The sequence below is a fragment of the Pseudomonas sp. TH32 genome (genome assembly GCF_016650855.1).
Taxonomy (GTDB): domain Bacteria; phylum Pseudomonadota; class Gammaproteobacteria; order Pseudomonadales; family Pseudomonadaceae; genus Aquipseudomonas.
On the sequence record NZ_JAEKFA010000002.1, the window covers coordinates 2930657 to 2950692 of the forward strand.

The 20036-nt window shown below is 61.0% G+C and carries 17 protein-coding genes; 15 read left to right on the forward strand and 2 right to left on the reverse strand.

Features of this window, described 5'->3' with window-relative positions; genetic code table 11:
• The first annotated feature begins 283 nt into the window (after positions 1–283).
• The 15 genes from aceA to JFV30_RS17280 all read left to right on the forward strand — a co-directional run bounded on the left by aceA (position 284) and on the right by JFV30_RS17280 (position 18277).
• Positions 284–1609 (forward strand): isocitrate lyase, encoded by a 1326-nt coding sequence (gene aceA, locus JFV30_RS17210; protein WP_003219577.1) that lies wholly within the window; start codon positions 284–286, stop codon positions 1607–1609.
• A gap of 1352 nt (positions 1610–2961) precedes the next feature.
• Positions 2962–3375 carry an NADH-quinone oxidoreductase subunit A gene (locus tag JFV30_RS17215; RefSeq protein ID WP_003219575.1) on the forward strand — a complete coding sequence of 138 codons (414 nt, stop codon included), beginning with the start codon at positions 2962–2964 and terminating at the stop codon, positions 3373–3375.
• Positions 3376–3385: 10 nt separating this feature from the next.
• A complete protein-coding gene (locus JFV30_RS17220) occupies positions 3386–4060 on the forward strand; it encodes a NuoB/complex I 20 kDa subunit family protein (protein ID WP_003219572.1) in 675 nt (224 codons plus the stop codon).
• Between the two features lie 72 nt (positions 4061–4132).
• Positions 4133–5917: an NADH-quinone oxidoreductase subunit C/D gene (nuoC, locus tag JFV30_RS17225; protein WP_003219570.1), complete on the forward strand. Its 1785-nt coding sequence runs from the start codon at positions 4133–4135 to the stop codon at positions 5915–5917.
• Positions 5918–5919: 2 nt separating this feature from the next.
• Positions 5920–6417, forward strand: a complete 498-nt coding sequence (gene nuoE, locus JFV30_RS17230; protein ID WP_003219568.1) for an NADH-quinone oxidoreductase subunit NuoE — start codon at positions 5920–5922, stop codon at positions 6415–6417.
• Positions 6414–7769 carry an NADH-quinone oxidoreductase subunit NuoF gene (nuoF, locus tag JFV30_RS17235; protein WP_010172750.1) on the forward strand — a complete coding sequence of 452 codons (1356 nt, stop codon included), beginning with the start codon at positions 6414–6416 and terminating at the stop codon, positions 7767–7769. Before nuoE ends, nuoF begins: the two co-directional genes overlap by 4 nt.
• A gap of 135 nt (positions 7770–7904) precedes the next feature.
• Positions 7905–10619, forward strand: a complete 2715-nt coding sequence (nuoG, locus tag JFV30_RS17240; protein ID WP_201124713.1) for an NADH-quinone oxidoreductase subunit NuoG — start codon at positions 7905–7907, stop codon at positions 10617–10619.
• Positions 10616–11623, forward strand: coding sequence for an NADH-quinone oxidoreductase subunit NuoH (nuoH, locus tag JFV30_RS17245; RefSeq protein ID WP_201124714.1), 1008 nt, complete (start codon positions 10616–10618; stop codon positions 11621–11623). The genes nuoG and nuoH overlap by 4 nt, the downstream gene beginning before the upstream one ends.
• Before the next feature lie 11 nt (positions 11624–11634).
• Positions 11635–12183, forward strand: coding sequence for an NADH-quinone oxidoreductase subunit NuoI (gene nuoI / locus JFV30_RS17250; RefSeq protein ID WP_003174725.1), 549 nt, complete (start codon positions 11635–11637; stop codon positions 12181–12183).
• Positions 12184–12192: 9 nt separating this feature from the next.
• Complete coding sequence (gene nuoJ, locus JFV30_RS17255) at positions 12193–12696, forward strand: NADH-quinone oxidoreductase subunit J (protein ID WP_003219561.1); 504 nt, start codon at positions 12193–12195, stop codon at positions 12694–12696.
• Between the two features lie 2 nt (positions 12697–12698).
• Positions 12699–13007 carry an NADH-quinone oxidoreductase subunit NuoK gene (nuoK, locus tag JFV30_RS17260; protein WP_003219560.1) on the forward strand — a complete coding sequence of 103 codons (309 nt, stop codon included), beginning with the start codon at positions 12699–12701 and terminating at the stop codon, positions 13005–13007.
• The gene (gene nuoL / locus JFV30_RS17265; RefSeq protein WP_003219559.1) at positions 13004–14857 is read left to right on the forward strand and encodes an NADH-quinone oxidoreductase subunit L; all 1854 of its coding nucleotides are present in this window, start codon (positions 13004–13006) and stop codon (positions 14855–14857) included. Before nuoK ends, nuoL begins: the two co-directional genes overlap by 4 nt.
• A 49-nt stretch (positions 14858–14906) precedes the next feature.
• Positions 14907–16439 (forward strand): NADH-quinone oxidoreductase subunit M, encoded by a 1533-nt coding sequence (nuoM, locus tag JFV30_RS17270; RefSeq protein ID WP_010172759.1) that lies wholly within the window; start codon positions 14907–14909, stop codon positions 16437–16439.
• A gap of 7 nt (positions 16440–16446) precedes the next feature.
• Positions 16447–17910, forward strand: coding sequence for an NADH-quinone oxidoreductase subunit NuoN (nuoN, locus tag JFV30_RS17275; protein ID WP_010172761.1), 1464 nt, complete (start codon positions 16447–16449; stop codon positions 17908–17910).
• Positions 17911–18007: 97 nt separating this feature from the next.
• A complete protein-coding gene (locus JFV30_RS17280) occupies positions 18008–18277 on the forward strand; it encodes a helix-turn-helix domain-containing protein (protein WP_201126213.1) in 270 nt (89 codons plus the stop codon).
• 59 nt (positions 18278–18336) lie between these two features.
• Here the strand turns inward: JFV30_RS17280 and JFV30_RS33680 are convergent, their stop codons facing one another.
• Positions 18337–18945, reverse strand: coding sequence for a methyl-accepting chemotaxis protein (locus JFV30_RS33680; protein ID WP_446739859.1), 609 nt, complete (start codon positions 18943–18945; stop codon positions 18337–18339).
• A complete protein-coding gene (locus JFV30_RS17285) occupies positions 18909–20015 on the reverse strand; it encodes a cache domain-containing protein (protein ID WP_446739860.1) in 1107 nt (368 codons plus the stop codon). Before JFV30_RS17285 ends, JFV30_RS33680 begins: the two co-directional genes overlap by 37 nt.
• Positions 20016–20036: the final 21 nt, after the last annotated feature.

The window sequence follows — 20036 nt, forward strand, 5'->3', positions numbered from 1 at the left end:
AGGTTGCGACTGGAACGAAGTTGTCCCGAGGGACGGAAGCTAACCAGGTAACCCGGCAACACACTGATGGATCGTACAAAGGCCCACGACGCCCGAAGACCGTTCGCAGTTCGCCCTTACCTGCTCAACTCCCCCTTGAGCCAATCGTTCATCCCGTCGCCCTCCCCGCCAAACCTGACTTGACCGCCTAAGCTTCTGGTCAGCGAGCAGCCATAACCACGCACCGATACGTGGCTGGCAAATGGAATTTTCCACCTAGACCTATGCGACGAGGTTTTTCCCCATGGCACTGACACGCGAACAGCAAATTGCAGCCCTTGAAAAAGACTGGGCTGAAAACCCACGCTGGAAAGGCGTGACCCGCGCTTATTCCGCTGCTGACGTCGTCCGCCTGCGTGGCTCGGTTCAACCTGAGCACACTTTTGCAAAACTCGGCGCCGAGAAACTGTGGAAGCTGGTCACCCAGGGTGCCAAGCCGTCCTTCCGTCCCGAAAAAGATTTCGTCAACTGCATGGGCGCCCTTACTGGCGGCCAAGCGGTTCAACAGGTAAAAGCCGGTATCCAGGCGATCTACCTGTCCGGCTGGCAAGTGGCAGCGGACAACAACTCCGCTGAATCCATGTACCCCGACCAATCGCTGTACCCGGTGGACTCCGTGCCAACCGTGGTCAAGCGCATCAACAACTCGTTCCGCCGCGCTGACCAGATCCAGTGGAAAGCCGGTAAAGGCCCGGGCGACGAAGGCTACATCGACTACTTCGCACCGATCGTTGCAGACGCTGAAGCCGGTTTCGGCGGCGTACTGAACGCCTACGAGCTGATGAAGAGCATGATCGAGGCAGGCGCTGCCGGCGTTCACTTCGAAGACCAGTTGGCTTCGGTGAAGAAATGCGGCCACATGGGCGGCAAGGTTCTGGTGCCTACCCAGGAAGCTGTTCAAAAGTTGACTGCTGCTCGTCTGGCGGCTGACGTTGCTGGGACTCCGACCATCATCCTGGCCCGTACCGACGCCAACGCGGCTGACTTGCTGACCTCGGATTGCGACCCGTACGACCAGCCGTTCGTGACGGGCGAACGTACCCAGGAAGGCTTCTACAAAGTGCGCGCCGGTCTCGACCAGGCGATCGCTCGCGGCCTGGCCTACGCGCCGTACGCCGACCTGATCTGGTGCGAAACCGCCAAGCCGGACCTGGACGAAGCTCGCCGCTTTGCTGAAGCAATCAAGAAGGAATACCCGGACCAACTGCTGTCCTACAACTGCTCGCCTTCCTTCAACTGGAAGAAGAACCTGGACGACGCGACCATCGCCAAGTTCCAGCGCGAACTGTCTGCCATGGGCTACAAGCACCAGTTCATCACCCTGGCCGGCATTCACAACATGTGGCACAGCATGTTCAACCTGGCGCACGACTACGCCCGCAACGACATGACTGCCTACGTGAAGCTGCAGGAGCAGGAGTTCGCTGACGCGGCCAAGGGTTACACCTTTGTGGCGCACCAGCAGGAAGTGGGCACTGGCTACTTCGACGACATGACCACCGTGATCCAGGGCGGTACCTCGTCTGTGACTGCACTGACTGGGTCGACTGAAGAAGAGCAGTTCCACTGAGTCACTGAGTACACGGCCATTGCGGCCCCAAGGAAGACCTAACCGCAATGCCGCACGATCTGACGCCCCGACTGGTTCGGGGCGTTTTTTTTGCGCCGTTTTTAACGTGCAGGTGGATTGTGTACATATCCGTTTTCGCGGTTAAGGCTGCTATTGGTTCCGCTCTTACAGCGGGTCACTTTTGAAAGGAGCCCAAAAGTAACCAAAAGGCTCTTGCCCCACCACTCGGCACCTCGCTCAGGCTCGGTGTGCCCTTACTCCGGTACTACTCCGCGGGCCGCCGCGACGGGGCGTCCCTGCCCCGTCGCGGCTAAACCGGCGTCCTGCCGGTTTACCCGCTCCGTACTACCTGCGTTCGGCCAGCGTGGTTTAACGGGGCGCCTAAGATCAAGATCAACAGCAGATCAACAGCACAGCGGCCTACCGGCCGGCTTGAGTGGTAGAAGCAAAATCAAAATCTAAAGCGGGCACGATCCCCTGTAGGAGCTGGCTTGCCGGCGATGGTCGTTAACGATGACGTTGGCGTCCTGAATGAACGCGGCGCTCTCAGGTTTTTCGCCGGCAAGCCGGCTCCTACAGAAAAGCAGCTCTGCTTTTGATCTGGCTTCTACCACTCAAGCCGGCCGGTAGGCCGCTGTGCTCTTGCTTTTGATCTTGATCTGGCTCTGACTGCCCCAATAAGCCCGAGGCCGAACGCAGGGATTGAGGAGCGGGTAAACCGGCAGGACGCCGGTTTAGCCGCGACGGGGCAGGGACGCCCCGTCGCGGCGGCCCGCGGAGCAATGCCGGAGTGAGGGAACACCGAGCCTAGGCGAGGTGCCGACAGGCGGGGCAGAGCCCTTTGCTTACTTTGGGGCTTTTCCAAAGTGAGTCGCTGTAAGAGCGAAACCCTAGGCCGCCGTTACCGCAACAACGGATATGTACACCCACCCCCCAATTTTCGATCAAAACATTGATCCAGAGCGGTACCCCCACCTAAAAAACCAGTTAAAAGATCCGCTTTACCAACTAGCATCCCCCACACAAGTAACAGCAACTTCCCCCGTTAAACCCCGAACAGCTGTTTAAAACCCACGCAAACAATATTCATTATCATTTAGAGCATGAAAACTTCTTTACAGCTTAAACAAAACATAATTGGTGAAATGCCCGCTAATGCCCGCAGCACAAGGGCTACAGCCCCAAGAAGGTGCACTATGTCCTTATTCCATCGAATAATTTCGCTATAGGAATTTTACTTGCCCGGTGTTTAGCCATAAAATCACCGCGATTGATTGCGCTGCGACATATCGTCACTGCATCGTTACTTTTTCGAGCTCAGAGACCTTTGCTCTCTGTTAAGGATTTCCAGCATGACCGAAGCGACAGGACTCATGGCCCACAACTGGGGCTTTGCCATTTTCCTCCTCGGTGTTGTCGGCCTTTGCGCCTTCATGCTCGGTGTCTCCAGCCTCCTCGGGTCAAAAGCCTGGGGCCGCAGCAAAAACGAACCGTTCGAGTCCGGCATGCTACCTACAGGTGGCGCCCGCTTGCGGCTCTCAGCCAAATTCTATCTGGTCGCGATGCTCTTCGTGATCTTCGACATCGAAGCCCTTTTTCTCTTTGCCTGGTCTGTGTCCGTCCGCGAAAGCGGCTGGACCGGATTCGTCGAAGCCCTCGTTTTCATAGCAATTCTGTTGGCAGGCCTTGTCTACCTATTTCGAGTGGGCGCCCTTGATTGGGCTCCGGAAGCTCGTCGCAAGCGGCAAGCGAAGCTGAAACAATGAGGCTTTGGCGATGCAATACAATCTCACCAGGATCGACCCGGATGCTCCTAACGAGCAGTACCCCATCGGCGAACGGGAAACCGTTTCCGACCCGTTAGAAGACCAAGTCCACAAAAACATCTACATGGGCAAGCTGGAAGACGTGCTGAGTGGCGCGGTCAACTGGGGGCGTAAAAACTCCCTGTGGCCGTACAACTTCGGTCTGTCCTGCTGCTATGTGGAAATGACCACCGCCTTCACGGCGCCCCACGACATCGCGCGCTTTGGCGCCGAAGTTATCCGGGCCTCGCCGCGTCAGGCGGATTTCATGGTTATCGCCGGTACCTGCTTTATCAAGATGGCGCCGATCATTCAGCGTCTCTACGAGCAAATGCTCGAGCCAAAGTGGGTTATCTCCATGGGTTCGTGCGCCAACTCCGGTGGCATGTACGACATCTACTCCGTGGTTCAGGGGGTGGACAAGTTCCTGCCCGTGGACGTCTACGTGCCTGGCTGCCCGCCCCGCCCTGAAGCATTTCTGCAAGGCTTGATGCTGTTGCAGGAATCGATTGGCAAGGAGCGTCGCCCACTTTCCTGGGTTGTCGGAGATCAAGGCGTATACCGCGCCGAGATGCCGTCACAAAAGGAACAGCGCCGCGAACAGCGTATTCAGGTCACCAACCTGCGCAGCCCCGACGAAGTCTGATCCAGCACCGCTTCTTTTATAGAACGAAAACCTGGCTTCATTCTTTACGTTGACCGAAAGCGATAAAAAACCATGACTACAGGCAGTGCTCTGTACATCCCGCCTTATAAGGCAGACGACCAGGATGTGGTCGTCGAACTCAATAACCGTTTTGGCCCTGACGCCTTCACCGCCCAGGCCACACGCACCGGTATGCCGGTGCTGTGGGTGGCGCGTGCCAGGCTCGTCGAAGTCCTGAGCTTCCTGCGCAACCTGCCCAAGCCGTACGTCATGCTCTATGACCTGCATGGCGTGGACGAGCGCCTGCGCACCAAGCGCCAGGGACTGCCGAGCGGCGCCGACTTCACCGTGTTCTACCACCTGATGTCGCTGGAACGTAACAGCGACGTGATGATCAAGGTTGCCCTCTCCGAGAGCGACCTGAGCGTCCCGACCGTGACCGGTATCTGGCCTAACGCCAACTGGTACGAGCGTGAAGTGTGGGACATGTTCGGCATCGACTTCCCGGGCCACCCGCACCTGTCGCGCATCATGATGCCGCCAACGTGGGAAGGTCACCCGCTGCGCAAGGACTTCCCTGCCCGCGCCACCGAATTCGATCCATTCAGCCTGACCCTCGCCAAGCAGCAGCTTGAAGAAGAGGCTGCGCGCTTCCGTCCGGAAGACTGGGGCATGAAGCGCTCCGGCACCAACGAGGACTACATGTTCCTCAACCTGGGCCCGAACCACCCTTCGGCTCACGGTGCCTTCCGTATCATCCTGCAGCTGGACGGCGAAGAAATCGTCGACTGCGTACCGGACATCGGCTACCACCACCGTGGCGCCGAGAAGATGGCCGAGCGTCAGTCGTGGCACAGCTTCATCCCGTACACCGATCGTATCGACTACCTCGGCGGCGTGATGAACAACCTGCCGTACGTGCTCTCGGTCGAGAAGCTGGCGGGCATCAAGGTGCCGGACAAGGTCGATACCATCCGCATCATGATGGCCGAGTTCTTCCGGATCACCAGCCACCTGCTGTTCCTGGGTACCTATATCCAGGACGTCGGCGCCATGACCCCGGTGTTCTTCACCTTCACCGACCGTCAGCGCGCCTACAAGGTCATCGAAGCCATCACCGGTTTCCGCCTGCACCCGGCCTGGTACCGCATCGGCGGTGTGGCGCACGACCTGCCGCGTGGCTGGGAGCGCCTGGTCAAGGAATTCATCGACTGGATGCCCAAGCGTCTGGACGAGTACCAGAAAGCCGCTTTGGACAACAGCATCCTCAAGGGCCGGACCATCGGCGTCGCCCAGTACAACACCAAAGAGGCCCTGGAATGGGGCGTCACCGGTGCTGGCCTGCGTTCCACCGGCTGCGATTTCGACCTGCGCAAGGCGCGCCCGTACTCCGGCTACCAGAACTTCGAATTCGAAGTCCCGCTGGCGGCCAACGGCGATGCCTACGACCGCTGCATCGTGCGCGTCGAAGAAATGCGCCAGAGCCTGAAGATCATCGAACAGTGCATGCGCAACATGCCGGAAGGCCCGTACAAGGCGGATCACCCGCTGACCACGCCGCCGCCGAAAGAGCGCACGCTGCAACACATCGAAACCCTGATCACGCACTTCCTGCAAGTTTCGTGGGGCCCGGTCATGCCGGCCAACGAATCCTTCCAGATGATCGAAGCGACCAAGGGTATCAACAGTTATTACCTGACGAGCGATGGCGGCACCATGAGCTACCGCACCCGGATTCGTACTCCAAGCTTCCCGCACCTGCAGCAGATCCCTTCGGTGATCAAAGGTGAAATGGTCGCGGACTTGATTGCGTACCTGGGTAGTATCGATTTCGTTATGGCCGACGTGGACCGCTAAGCATGAACAGCACGCTTATCCAGACAGACCGTTTCACCTTGAGTGAAACCGAGCGCTCGGCCATCGAGCACGAGCTGCATCACTACGAAGACCCGCGCGCGGCGTCGATCGAAGCCTTGAAGATCGTCCAGAAGGAACGTGGCTGGGTGCCGGACGGCGCCCTCTACGCCATCGGCGAGATCCTGGGCATCCCTGCCAGCGACGTTGAAGGCGTGGCGACGTTCTACAGCCAGATCTTCCGCCAGCCGGTCGGCCGCCACATCATTCGCGTGTGCGACAGCATGGTCTGCTACATCGGTGGCCACGAGTCCGTGGTCAGCGAGATCCAGAGCAAGCTGGGCATCGGCCTGGGCCAAACCACTCCGGACGGCCGCTTCACGCTGCTGCCGGTGTGCTGCCTGGGCAACTGTGACAAGGCGCCGGCGTTGATGATCGACGACGACACATTCGGTGACGTGCAGCCTGCTGGCGTCACCCAATTGCTCGAGGGCTACCCATGACCCTGACTTCCTTCGGTCCTGCCAACCGCATCAAGCGGTCGGCCGAGACTCACCCGCTGACCTGGCGCCTGCGTGACGACGGCGAGCCTGTATGGCTCGACGAGTACCAGGCCAAGAACGGTTACGCAGCCGCGCGCAAAGCCTTTGCCGACATGGCCCAGGACGACATCGTCCAGACCGTGAAGGATGCCGGCCTCAAAGGCCGCGGCGGTGCAGGCTTCCCCACGGGCGTTAAGTGGGGCCTGATGCCGAAAGACGAATCCATCAACATCCGCTACCTGCTGTGCAACGCGGATGAAATGGAGCCGAACACCTGGAAAGACCGCATGCTGATGGAGCAACTGCCCCATCTGTTGATCGAAGGCATGCTGATCAGTGCCCGCGCGCTGAAAACCTACCGTGGCTATATCTTCCTGCGTGGCGAATACACCACCGCCGCCAAGCACCTGAACCGTGCCGTGGAAGAAGCCAAGGCTGCAGGCCTGTTGGGCAAGAACATCCTCGGTTCGGGTTTCGACTTCGAACTGTTCGTGCACACCGGCGCCGGGCGTTACATCTGCGGTGAAGAAACCGCGTTGATCAACTCCCTCGAAGGCCGCCGCGCCAACCCGCGCTCCAAGCCACCCTTCCCTGCCGCCGTGGGCGTGTGGGGCAAGCCGACGTGCGTGAACAACGTTGAAACCCTGTGCAACGTGCCGGCAATCATCGGCGACGGCGTGGAGTGGTACAAATCGTTGGCCCGCGAAGGCAGCGAAGACATGGGCACCAAGCTCATGGGCTTCTCCGGCAAGGTCAAGAACCCGGGCCTGTGGGAGCTGCCATTCGGCGTGACCGCGCGCGAGCTGTTCGAGGACTACGCCGGCGGCATGCGCGACGGCTACACCCTCAAGGCCTGGCAGCCAGGCGGCGCCGGTACCGGCTTCCTGCTGCCCGAGCACCTGGACGCACAAATGTATGCCGGCGGCATCGGCAAGGTGGGCACCCGTATGGGTACCGGCCTGGCCATGGCCGTGGACAACACCGTGAACATGGTGTCGTTGCTGCGCAACATGGAGCAGTTCTTCTCCCGCGAATCCTGTGGTTTCTGCACCCCGTGCCGCGATGGTTTGCCATGGAGCGTGAAGCTCTTGATGGCCCTCGAGAAAGGCGAAGGTCAGCCAGGCGATATCGAGACCCTGCTGGGTCTGGTGGGTTTCCTCGGCCCTGGCAAGACTTTCTGTGCTCACGCACCGGGCGCCGTGGAGCCATTGGGCAGCGCGATCAAATACTTCCGCTCGGAGTTCGAAGCCGGCATTGCGCCCAAAAGCGCCGCCGTCCCGCCTCTGGCAAGGCCGATTGTAGTCGGCGCGTAACGCTTAAAAAGGCGAAGGGTCCGTGCCCTTCGCTTTCTCATGTGCTGACGCCTTCAAGGCTGTGTTGATGCACATGAATAACAAGATTCCATTAGCCACGCCCGCTGACACCGGGCCAACGAAGAACTTTGAACCATGGCCACTATCCACGTAGACGGCAAAGAGCTCGAAGTCGATGGGGCAGACAACCTGTTACAGGCGTGTCTGTCGCTAGGCCTCGACATTCCATATTTCTGCTGGCACCCCGCCCTTGGCAGCGTTGGCGCTTGCCGCCAGTGCGCGGTCAAGCAGTACACCGACGAGAACGACACCCGTGGTCGTATCGTCATGTCCTGCATGACCCCTGCCACCGACGGCAGCTGGATCTCCATCGAAGACGAAGAAGCGAAAGTGTTTCGCGCCAGCGTCGTCGAATGGCTGATGACCAACCACCCGCACGACTGCCCTGTGTGTGAGGAAGGCGGTCACTGCCACCTGCAAGACATGACCGTGATGACCGGCCACAACGAGCGCCGGTATCGCTTCACCAAGCGTACCCACCAGAACCAGCAACTGGGCCCGTTCATTTCCCACGAGATGAACCGCTGCATCGCCTGCTACCGCTGCGTGCGCTTCTATAAGGACTACGCCGGCGGCACCGACCTCGGTGTGTTCGGCGCCCACGACAACGTGTACTTCGGTCGCGTTGAAGACGGCACCCTCGAAAGCGAATTCTCCGGCAACCTCACCGAGGTCTGCCCGACCGGTGTGTTCACCGACAAGACTCACTCCGAGCGCTACAACCGCAAGTGGGACATGCAGTTCTCGCCGAGCATCTGCCATGGCTGCTCCAGCGGTTGCAACATCTCGCCGGGCGAGCGTTACGGCGAACTGCGTCGGATCGAAAACCGCTTCAACGGTTCGGTCAACCAGTACTTCCTGTGCGACCGTGGCCGTTTCGGCTACGGCTACGTCAACCGCGAAGACCGCCCGCGTCAGCCATTGCTGGCCGACGGCGCCAAGCTGAGCCTGGACGAAGCGCTGGATAAAGCCGCTGACCTGCTGCGCGGTCGCAACATCGTCGGTATCGGGTCGCCCCGCGCCAGCCTCGAAAGCAACTACGCGTTGCGCGAGCTGGTGGGTGCCGAGCACTTCTACTCGGGTATCGAAGCCGGTGAACTGGAGCGTATCCGCCTGGTGCTGCAAGTTCTGAACGACAGCCCGCTGCCGGTTCCGAACATGCGCGACATCGAAGACCACGACGCGATCTTCGTCCTCGGTGAAGACCTGACCCAGACCGCTGCCCGTGTCGCCCTGTCCCTGCGCCAGTCGGTGAAAGGCAAGGCCGAAGACATGGCCGACGCCATGCGCGTCCAGCCCTGGCTCGACGCTGCGGTGAAAAACATCGGCCAGCACGCGCTGAACCCGCTGTTCATCGCATCGCTGGCTGAAACCAAGCTCGACGACATCGCTGAAGAATGCGTACACGCAGCACCGGACGACCTGGCCCGCATCGGTTTCGCCGTGGCCCACGCCCTCGACGCCAGCGCACCTGCCGTTGAAGGCCTGGACGCTGAAGCCGTTGAGCTGGCCAAGCGCATCGCCGACGCCCTGCTGGCCGCCAAGCGCCCATTGATCATTGCCGGTACCTCGCTGGGTTCCAAGGCACTGATCGAAGCCGCCGCCAACATCGCCAAAGCCTTGAAGCTGCGCGAGAAGAACGGCTCCATCAGCCTGATCGTGCCGGAAGCCAACAGCCTCGGCCTGGCCATGCTCGGTGGCGAGTCCCTGGACGCGGCGCTGCAAGCCGTGACCGATGGCAGCAGCGATGCGATCGTGGTGCTGGAAAACGACCTGTACACCCGCACGGATTCGGCCAAGGTCGACGCAGCGCTGAACGCGGCCAAAGTGGTGATCGTTGCCGACCACCAGAAAACCGCCACCAGCGACCGCGCCCACCTGGTACTGCCCGCCGCCACCTTTGCTGAAGGCGACGGCACCCTGGTCAGCCAGGAAGGCCGCGCCCAGCGCTTCTTCCAGGTGTTCGATCCGAAGTACATGGACGCCAGCATCCTGGTTCACGAAGGCTGGCGCTGGCTGCATGCCCTGCGCGCCACCCTGCTGAACCAGCCGATCGACTGGACCCAGCTCGACCACGTGACAGCCGCCGCAGCCGCAGCCGCACCGCAACTGGCCCGTATCGTCGACGCCGCGCCGTCCGCCGCGTTCCGCATCAAGGGCATGAAACTCGCCCGCGAACCGCTGCGCTACTCCGGCCGTACCGCCATGCGTGCGGACATCAGCGTGCACGAGCCACGTACGCCGCAAGACAACGACACCGCGTTCGCCTTCTCCATGGAAGGTTACTCGGGTTCGGCCGAGCCACGTCAGCAGGTGCCTTTCGCCTGGTCGCCGGGCTGGAACTCGCCACAGGCCTGGAACAAGTTCCAGGACGAAGTCGGTGGTCACATCCGCGCTGGCGACCCGGGCACCCGCCTGATCGAAAGCACCGGTGACTCGCTGAACTGGTTCGCCAGCGTGCCGCGTCCGTTCAACCCGGCCCAGGGTACCTGGCAGGTTGTGCCGTTCTTCCACCTGTTCGGCAGCGAAGAGACCTCTTCCAAAGCCGCGCCGGTACAAGAGCGCATTCCGGCCGCCTACGTGTCCGTAGCCAAGTCCGAAGCCGACCGCCTGGGCGTCAACGACGGTGCCCTGCTCAGCTTGAACGTTGCCGGCAAGACCCTGCGTCTGCCGCTGCGCATCAACGAAGAGTTGGGTGCTGGCCTGGTTGCATTGCCAAAAGGCCTCGCGGGGATTCCTCCAGCGATCTTCGGCCTTACCGTTGACGGTCTGCAGGAGGCAGCTCAATGACCTGGTTCACCCCTGAAGTGATCGACGTGATCATCGCGGTGGTCAAGGCCATCGTGATCCTGTTGGCCGTGGTCGTGGCGGGCGCCTTGCTCAGCTTCGTCGAACGTCGCCTGCTGGGCTGGTGGCAGGACCGTTATGGTCCGAACCGCGTTGGCCCGTTTGGTATGTTCCAGATCGCCGCCGACATGCTGAAAATGTTCTTCAAGGAAGACTGGACCCCGCCGTTTGCCGACAAGGTGATCTTCACCCTGGCACCGGTCGTGGCCATGAGCGCCTTGCTGATTGCCTTCGCAATCATCCCGATCACCCCGACCTGGGGCGTGGCGGACCTGAACATCGGCATGCTGTTCTTCTTCGCCATGGCCGGTTTGTCGGTCTACGCGGTGCTGTTCGCCGGTTGGTCGAGCAACAACAAGTTCGCCCTGCTGGGCAGCTTGCGGGCTTCGGCCCAGACCGTCTCCTACGAAGTGTTCATGGGCCTCGCGCTGATGGGCATCGTGGTGCAGGTGGGCTCGTTCAACATGCGCGACATCGTCGAGTACCAGGCGCAGAACCTGTGGTTCATCATTCCGCAGTTCTTCGGCTTCTGTACCTTCTTCATCGCTGGCGTCGCCGTGACTCACCGTCACCCGTTCGACCAGCCGGAAGCGGAACAGGAACTGGCCGACGGTTACCACATTGAATACGCCGGCATGAAGTGGGGCATGTTCTTCGTAGGTGAGTACATCGGCATCATCTTGATCTCGGCCCTGCTGGTCACGCTGTTCTTCGGCGGCTGGCACGGTCCATTCGGCATCCTGCCGCAGCTGGCGTTCTTCTGGTTCTTCCTGAAGACCGCGTTCTTCATCATGCTGTTCATCCTGCTGCGCGCTTCCATCCCGCGTCCACGGTATGACCAGGTGATGGATTTCAGCTGGCGCTTCTGCCTGCCGCTGACCCTGATCAATTTGCTGGTGACTGCTGCCGTTGTGTTGTTGAACACGCCAGCGGGCGCGGTTCAGTGAGGATTTGACCCATGTTCAAATATATTGGCGACATCGTTAAGGGTACCGGTACCCAGTTGCGAAGCCTGGTGATGGTGTTCGGTCACGGCTTTCGCAAACGTGACACCCTGCAATACCCGGAAGAAGCGGTGTACCTGCCGCCGCGTTATCGCGGCCGCATTGTCCTGACCCGCGACCCCGACGGCGAAGAGCGCTGCGTGGCCTGTAACCTGTGCGCCGTGGCGTGCCCGGTGGGTTGCATCTCGCTGCAGAAAGCTGAAACCGAAGACGGTCGCTGGTACCCGGACTTCTTCCGCATCAACTTCTCGCGCTGCATTTTCTGCGGCCTCTGCGAGGAAGCTTGCCCGACCACCGCGATCCAGCTGACACCGGATTTCGAGATGGCCGAGTTCAAACGTCAGGACCTGGTGTACGAGAAAGAAGATCTGCTGATCTCTGGTCCCGGTAAAAACCCTGATTACAACTTCTATCGTGTTGCAGGTATGGCCGTTGCCGGTAAGCCGAAAGGCGCCGCACAAAACGAAGCCGAGCCGATCAACGTGAAGAGCTTGCTGCCTTAAGGAAGAAAGATGGAATTCGCTTTCTATTTCGCATCGGGTATTGCAGTGGTGTCCACGCTTCGCGTGATCACCAACACTAACCCCGTGCACGCCCTGCTCTACCTGATCATTTCGCTGATCGCCGTGGCCATGACCTTCTTCAGCCTCGGCGCACCGTTCGCCGGTGTGCTGGAAGTGATCGCCTACGCCGGCGCCATCATGGTGCTGTTCGTGTTTGTGGTGATGATGCTCAACCTGGGACCGGCTTCGGTCGCCCAGGAACGCGTCTGGCTCAAGCCCGGCATCTGGCTCGGCCCGGTGATCCTCGCAGCCCTGCTGCTGGGTGAGCTGCTGTATGTGCTGTTCGCTCACCAGAGCGGCCAGGCCATCGGCCACACCACCGTAGACGCGAAAGCCGTGGGCATCAGCCTGTTCGGCCCGTACCTGCTGGTGGTCGAACTGGCTTCGATGCTGCTGCTCGCTGCAGCCATCACCGCCTTCCACTTGGGCCGCAACGAAGCCAAGGAGCAATGACGATGCCTGCTATCCCTTTGGAGCATGGTCTGGCGGTTGCCGGCATCCTGTTCTGCCTTGGCCTGGTCGGCCTGATGGTTCGCCGCAACATTCTGTTCGTGTTGATGAGCCTGGAAATCATGATGAACGCCGCGGCACTCGCGTTCATCGTGGCCGGTAGCCGTTGGGGCCAGCCGGATGGACAAGTGATGTTCATCCTGGTGATCAGCCTGGCAGCCGCCGAGGCCAGTATTGGCCTGGCGATCCTGCTGCAACTGTATCGTCGCTTCCACACGCTTGATATCGACGCTGCCAGTGAGATGCGCGGATGAACATGATCTTTCTGACTTTCGTATTTCCCCTGATCGGTTTCCTGCTGCTGTCGTTCTCCCGTGGACGCTGGTCGGAAAACCTCTCGGCCCTGGTCGGTGTGGGGTCCATTGGCCTGTCGGCGATTGTCGCCGCCTACGTCATCTGGCAATTCAACGTCGCACCGCCGGAAGGCGGCCACTACACCCTGGTGTTGTGGCAGTGGATGTCGGTGGAGGGCTTCAAGCCCAACTTCGCCCTCTACGTCGACGGCCTTTCGATCACCATGCTCGGCGTGGTCGTCGGTGTAGGCTTCCTGATCCACCTGTTCGCGTCCTGGTACATGCGCGGTGAAGCGGGTTACTCGCGCTTCTTCGCCTACACCAACCTGTTTATCGCCAGCATGCTGTTCCTGGTGCTGGGCGATAACCTGTTGTTCCTGTACTTCGGCTGGGAAGGCGTGGGCCTGTGCTCGTACCTGTTGATCGGTTTCTACTACAGCAACCGCAACAACGGTAACGCCGCACTCAAAGCCTTTATCGTGACCCGGATCGGCGACGTGTTCATGGCCATCGGCCTGTTCATCCTGTTCCAGCAAGTGGGCACGTTGAACATCCAGGAACTGCTGGTGCTGGCACCGCAGAAATTCCAGGTCGGCGACTTCTGGATCACCCTGGCGACCCTGATGCTGCTGGGTGGCGCTGTGGGTAAATCCGCACAACTGCCGCTGCAAACCTGGCTGGCGGATGCGATGGCCGGCCCTACCCCGGTTTCGGCACTGATCCACGCCGCAACCATGGTGACCGCCGGTGTCTACCTGATTGCCCGTACCCACGGCCTGTTCACCCTGGCGCCGGAGATTCTGCATCTGGTTGGCCTGGTGGGTGGCGTGACCCTGGTACTGGCCGGTTTTGCTGCCCTGGTTCAGACCGACATCAAGCGTATCCTCGCCTACTCGACCATGAGCCAGATCGGCTACATGTTCCTGGCCCTGGGCGTGGGTGCCTGGGACGGCGCGATCTTCCACCTGATGACCCACGCCTTCTTCAAGGCCCTGCTGTTCCTTGCTTCCGGTGCGGTGATCGTTGCCTGCCACCACGAGCAGAACATCTTCAAGATGGGCGGCCTGTGGAAGAAACTGCCGTTGGCCTATGCCAGCTTCATCGTCGGCGGCGCGGCCTTGTCGGCCTTGCCACTGGTGACCGCAGGTTTCTACTCGAAAGACGAAATCCTCTGGGAAGCCTTTGCCAGCGGTAACCACGGCCTGCTGTACGCCGGCCTGGTGGGTGCGTTCATGACCTCGCTGTACACCTTCCGCCTGATCTTCATCACGTTCCACGGTGAAGCCAAGACTGAAGCCCACGCAGGCCACGGCATTTCCCACTGGCTGCCACTGTCGGTGCTGATCATCCTGTCGACCTTCGTCGGCGCCATGATCACCCCGCCTCTGGCCGGTGTACTGCCGGAGAGCGCTGGCCATGCCGGCGGCGCCGCCAAGCACAGCCTGGAAATCGCCTCGGGTGCCATCGCCATCGCCGGTATCCTGCTGGCGGCCCTGCTGTTCCTCGGCAAGCGCCGCTTCGTCACCGCCATCGCCAACAGTGGCATTGGCCGCTTCCTTTCGGCCTGGTGGTTCGCTGCCTGGGGCTTCGACTGGATCTACGACAAACTGTTCGTCAAGCCTTACCTTGCGATCAGCCACGTACTGCGCAAAGACCCGCTCGACCAGACCATCGGTTTGATCCCGCGTGCCGCCAAGGCCGGTCACACCGCCCTGAGCCGCAGCGAGACCGGCCAATTGCGTTGGTATGCAGCTTCCATGGCGGCCGGTGCCGTCCTGGTAATCGGCGCCATCATCGTGGTCGCGGTCTGACTATGCACATTGCGAACTTTGCGAACTTGCGAAAGGAAACGAGCCCGTCATGATTCTGCCCTGGCTAATCCTGATCCCCTTTATCGGCGGCCTGCTCTGCTGGATGGGTGAACGCTTCGGCGCCACCCTCCCCCGCTGGATTGCGTTGCTGACCATGTCCCTGGAACTCGCGCTCGGCCTCTGGCTGTGGGCCCATGGCGACTATTCATTTGCTCCGGCACCGGGTGTCGATCCCACCTTCGCGCTTGAATTCAAGCACGTGTGGATCCAGCGCTTCGGCATCAACGTGCACCTGGCCCTCGACGGCCTGTCGCTGTTGATGATCCTGCTGACCGGCCTGCTGGGTATCCTCTCGGTACTCTGCTCCTGGAAAGAGATCCAGCGTCACGTGGGCTTCTTCCACCTGAACCTGATGTGGATCCTGGGCGGCGTTGTCGGCGTGTTCCTCGCCCTCGACCTGTTCATGTTCTTCTTCTTCTGGGAAATGATGCTGGTGCCGATGTACTTCCTCATCGCGCTCTGGGGTCACAGTTCTTCGGACGGCAAGAAAACCCGGATCTACGCGGCGACCAAGTTCTTCATCTTCACCCAGGCTTCCGGCCTGATCATGTTGGTGGCGATCCTGGGCCTGGTACTGGTCAACTTCAACAGCACGGGCGTGATCACGTTCAACTACGCCGACCTGTTGAAAACCAAGATGTCCCTGACCACCGAGTACATCCTGATGCTGGGCTTCTTCATCGCGTTCGCGGTGAAGCTGCCGGTGGTGCCGTTCCACTCCTGGTTGCCTGACGCTCACGCCCAGGCGCCGACCGCAGGTTCCGTAGACCTCGCCGGCATCCTGTTGAAGACGGCGGCCTACGGCCTGCTGCGTTTCGCCCTGCCGCTGTTCCCGAATGCCTCGGCCGAGTTTGCGCCGATCGCCATGACCCTCGGTCTGATCGGGATCTTCTACGGTGCATTCCTGGCCTTCGCCCAAACCGACATCAAGCGTCTGATTGCCTTCTCGTCCGTTTCCCACATGGGTTTCGTACTGATCGGCATCTACTCCGGCAGCCAACTGGCGCTGCAAGGCGCCGTGATCCAGATGCTGGCTCACGGTGTGTCGGCCGCGGCACTGTTTATCCTCAGTGGCCAACTGTACGAGCGCCTGCACACCCGTGACATGCGCGAGATGGGTGGCGTGTGGTCGCGTATCGCCTACCTGCCGGCCATCAGCCTGTTCTTCGCCGCTGCCTCCCTGGGCTTGCCGGGTACCGGTAACTTCATCGGTGAGTTCCTGATCCTGATGGGTGCCTTCGTGCAAACCCCGTGGATCAGTGCAATCGCTACCTCCGGCCTGGTGTTCGGTTCGGTCTACTCGCTGATCATGATCCACCGCGCCTACTTCGGCCCGGCCAAGTCCGACACCGTCCTGCAAGGGATGGATGCTCGCGAACTGATCATGGTGCTCGGCCTTGCGGTACTGCTGGTGTTCATCGGCGTGTACCCGCAACCGTTCCTGGATACTTCTGCCGCAACGATGCATGGCGTGCAGCAGTGGTTCGGCACCGCCTTCTCTCAACTCGCTTCGGCCCGGTAAGAGCGCTATGGAATTCACGATCCAACACTTTATCGCGCTTGCGCCGCTGCTGATCACCAGCCTCACCATCGTGGTGGTGATGCTGGCGATCGCCTGGCGCCGCAATCACTCACAAACGTTCCTGCTGTCCTGTGCTGGTTTGAACCTGGCCCTGCTGTCGATTATCCCGGCACTCAAGGTCGCGCCACTGGCCGTGACCCCGCTGATGATGGTCGATGACTTCGCGCTGCTGTATATCGCGTTGATCCTGGTTGCCACCCTGGCCTGCGTCACCCTCGCCCACGCCTACCTCGGCGAAGGCGGCACCGGCTACCCGGGCAACCGCGAAGAGCTGTACCTGCTGATCCTGCTGGCTGCGGCCGGCGGTATCGTGCTGGTCAGCGCACAGCACCTGGCCGGCTTGTTCATCGGCCTGGAACTGCTGTCGATCCCGGTCTACGGCCTGGTGGCGTATGCCTTCTTCAACAAGCGCTCCCTGGAAGCCGGCATCAAGTACATGGTGCTGTCGGCCGCCGGTTCCGCGTTCCTGTTGTTCGGTATGGCCCTGCTCTACGCAGAAGCCGGCAGCCTGAGCTTCAGCGGTATCGGTCACGCCCTGGCGACCTCCGGCAGCCCTGCGCCCATCGCCCAGCTGGGCCTGGCCATGATGCTGATCGGCCTGGCGTTCAAGCTGTCGCTGGTGCCGTTCCACCTGTGGACCCCGGACGTGTACGAAGGCGCCCCGGCGCCGGTGGCTGCGTTCCTGGCTACCGCGTCGAAAGTCGCCGTGTTTGCGGTGATGGTGCGTCTGTTCCAGATCTCCCCTGCGGCCAACACCGGTGTACTCAGCAACGTGCTGACCATCATCGCGATCGCGTCGATCCTGTTCGGTAACCTGCTGGCGCTGACTCAGAACAACCTCAAGCGTCTGCTGGGTTATTCGTCCATCGCGCACTTCGGTTACCTGCTGATCGCCCTGGTGGCAAGCAAGGGCCTGGCGATGGAAGCCATCGGCGTGTACCTGGTCACCTACGTGATCACCAGCCTCGGTGCATTCGGTGTGATCACCCTGATGTCCTCGCCTTACAAAGGCCGTGACGCGGACGCTCTGTACGAGTATCGCGGCCTGTTCTGGCGCCGTCCGTACCTGACTGCCGTACTGACCGTGATGATGTTGTCCCTGGCCGGCATCCCGCTGACCGCCGGCTTCATCGGCAAGTTCTACATCGTGGCGACGGGTGTTGAAGCCCACGAATGGTGGTTGGTGGCCTCGCTGGTACTGGGCAGTGCCATCGGCGTGTTCTACTACCTGCGCGTGATGGTGACCCTGTACCTGATCGAGCCAAACCTGCGCCGTGTGGACGCCGAGTTGCACTGGGAACAGAAAGCGGGCGGCGTGATGCTGCTGGCAATCGCCCTGCTGGCGTTCTTCCTGGGTGTGTACCCACAACCGTTGCTCACCCTGGTGCAGCATGCGGTGATGGCGGGTTGATCGCTTAGTTAAACGCAGCAAGCAAAACGGCGCCTTAGGGCGCCGTTTTGCTTTCCGCTTTAGGAGCAAGCTTGCTCGCGATGAAGGCTTCGACGCGCTGGCAGATGAACGACAAGGCCAGGTAACGCTGCGCAGCCACAAGGTGCAGTTGAGCAAGCTGGCACCGCTCACTGCCGACGAAGTAGTCGCTGTGCGCCAACAACTCAATCTGTCGCGCTCGGTATTTGCGATGTACCTGCGCACCAACACCCGGACCCTGGAAAATTGGGAGCAAGGCCGGGCCACACCCAATGCTCAGGCGGCAACCTTGATTCGGCTGGTGGCGCAGTTTCCGGAGACGGTAGAACGTTTGGCGCTGTTGACCTGATCGATCAATCCAGCCAAGCCCGTCGGCGACAGGACGTTGCCGACGGCTCAAGCCTGCAATCAAATCCTGAACTGCCCCACCAACTGCCCCAACCGCTGCCCCAGGTCCGCCAGGCTGCGGGAGGTCTGGGCGCCCTGTTGGGTTTCATCCGCCACGCTGTCCACCGCCACCGCAATCTGATGCACGCTGCGGTTGATCTCTTCGGCCACGGCGGTTTGTTCTTCGGCGGCGCTGGCGATCTGAGCGTTCATCGAGTTAATGGTGCCGATCAGTTGCGCCATGGTGTCCAGGGACGCGCCCGCTTCGTTGGCCTGGGCCGAGGTGCCGTCTCCGGCGTCGCTGGAGCGGCGCATGGATTCCACGGCGGCTTCGGTGCCTTTTTGCAGGCGGTCGATCATGCCCTGGATTTCCTGGGTGCTTTGCTGGGTGCGGCTGGCCAGCGCCCGCACTTCGTCGGCGACCACGGCAAACCCACGACCGGCCTCCCCTGCCCGTGCGGCTTCAATGGCAGCGTTGAGGGCCAGTAAGTTGGTCTGCTCGGCAATCGAGCGGATCACCCCGAGCACGCTGACAATCGACGAAACGTCCTGCTGCAAGCTGTCCAGGGACACGCCGCTGCTGCGGATGTCGTTCACCAGCGCGTGAATCTGCGCGATGCTGCCGTCCACGACTTTTTCGCAGCCTGGCCTTCGGCGTCGGTCTGTTGCGCCGCCACCGCCGCGCCTTGGGCACTGCGGGCCACTTCATGGGCGGCGGAGGACATTTCGTTGATGGCGGTGGCCACCTGGTCCGTCTCGTGACGCTGGCGCTCCATGGCTTTCTCCGAGCGGCTGGCTTGCTCGGCGACCTGGCTTACCAGGCCGGTAAGCTGGGAGGTCATCTCGGTGATCTGGCGCACCAGGCCGTGGATCTTGTCGACAAAGCGGTTGAACGAGCCGGCCAGTTCCCCCAGTTCGTCCTGACTGGTGATGGCCAGGCGGCGGGTCAGGTCGCCTTCACCGGCGGCGATGTCGTCGAGGTTGATCTTCATCAGGTGCAACGGCCGCAGGATGGTGTTGGCCACCAGCATGCCCACGGCGGCGATCACCAACAGCACTACCACGGCGATCCCGATGATGCTCAGCACCACGCCTTCCATGCGTTTCTCCACCTTGGCCTGAACCTCGGCGACCTGGGCGTCAATGCCGTCCAGGTTCACCGAGGTACCGATCACCATGTCCCACTTGGGCAGGTATTCGGTGTAGCCAAGCTTGGGCACCAGCTCGGTCTGGCCGGGCTGCGTCGAGCTGTATTGCAAGTAGTGGGTGCCATCCTTGCCGACTTTCACCAGGTCGCGGTTGACGTAGACGCCATTCGGGTCGCGGTTGTCCTTGAAGCTTTTGCCGACGCCGTCGGGGCTGTTGCCCTTGAACAGGCGAATGGTCTCGGAGTCGTAGCCGAAGAAATAACCGTCCTTGCCATAGCTGGTGTTGGACAGCAGCTTGACCACCTGCGCCCGCGCCGTCGTATCGCCTTGAGCGGCCGCGTCATACAGCGGCTTGATGGTGGTCAGTGCCACCTCGACGTAGCCACGCAAGGTGGTCTTGGCGTCGTTGAGCAGGTTCTGGCGGGTTTCTTCGACCTCCTTGCGGGCCTGCTCCTGAAGGATCCACACCGTGGTCAGGCTGATGATCACGGCAAACAACAACACGGGCAGGACAGCAAGGGACAGTACTTTGGCCTTTAGACTCAGACGCATGGCTCTTCTCTCTTAAGGGAC